The sequence below is a fragment of the Pontibacter toksunensis genome, assembly GCF_042686245.1.
GTDB lineage: Bacteria > Bacteroidota > Bacteroidia > Cytophagales > Hymenobacteraceae > Pontibacter > Pontibacter toksunensis.
Genome location: NZ_JBHUOX010000115.1, coordinates 1 through 611, shown reverse-complemented (window position 1 = coordinate 611; position 611 = coordinate 1). Strand labels below are relative to the sequence as shown.

Sequence of the window (611 nt, the reverse complement as noted above, 5' to 3'; positions counted from 1 at the left end):
AGGCAGAATTTTCTGTGCCGTGCTTGTGGTAAGCAGTTCCAGTGCGTGTACCAGAAGGCAGGCTGCCGGCCGGAGGCCAAACAACTGGTGCTGCGCATGCTGGTGCGAAACTCCGGTATCCGGGACATCGAAGAAGTGACAGGCGTGCACCGGCAGACGGTGCTCAGGTGGCTCAACCAAAAGGCGGACAGCCTGCAGGTAATCCCCCGCCACCAACACTACGTTCAGGTGCAGATAGACGAGGTGTGGACCTTTGTCAGGCGGCGCAAACAGTGCAAGCGCTGGCTTTTCTACGCCTACGCGCCGGAAACAGAGGAAGTGTTGGCCTGGAGCTGGGGAAACCGCAGCCAGCACACGGTCAGAAAGCTATACAAGCAGTTGCAGGCGCTGGAAATCGGCAGGTTCTGCACGGATGACTGGCCGGCTTTCACCAAAGTACTGCCAAAAGAAAGCCACATGATTGGGAAGACATACACCAGGAATATTGAGGGGGTGAACCTCTGCCTGAGGACCAGGAACAGGAGGATAGTCAGAAAAACAGCCTGCTTCTCGAAAAAAGAGCAGAATCATGACAATGCAATGAAGCTAATTTTCTATTACCGAAACCATCA

The 611-nt window shown here is 54.5% G+C and carries 1 protein-coding gene; it reads left to right on the top strand.

Going from position 1 to position 611, the window contains the following annotated elements; translation table 11 throughout:
- A partial coding sequence (locus tag ACFS7Z_RS27390) for an IS1 family transposase (protein ID WP_377492730.1) occupies positions 1–611 on the top strand: 611 nt, incomplete at both ends.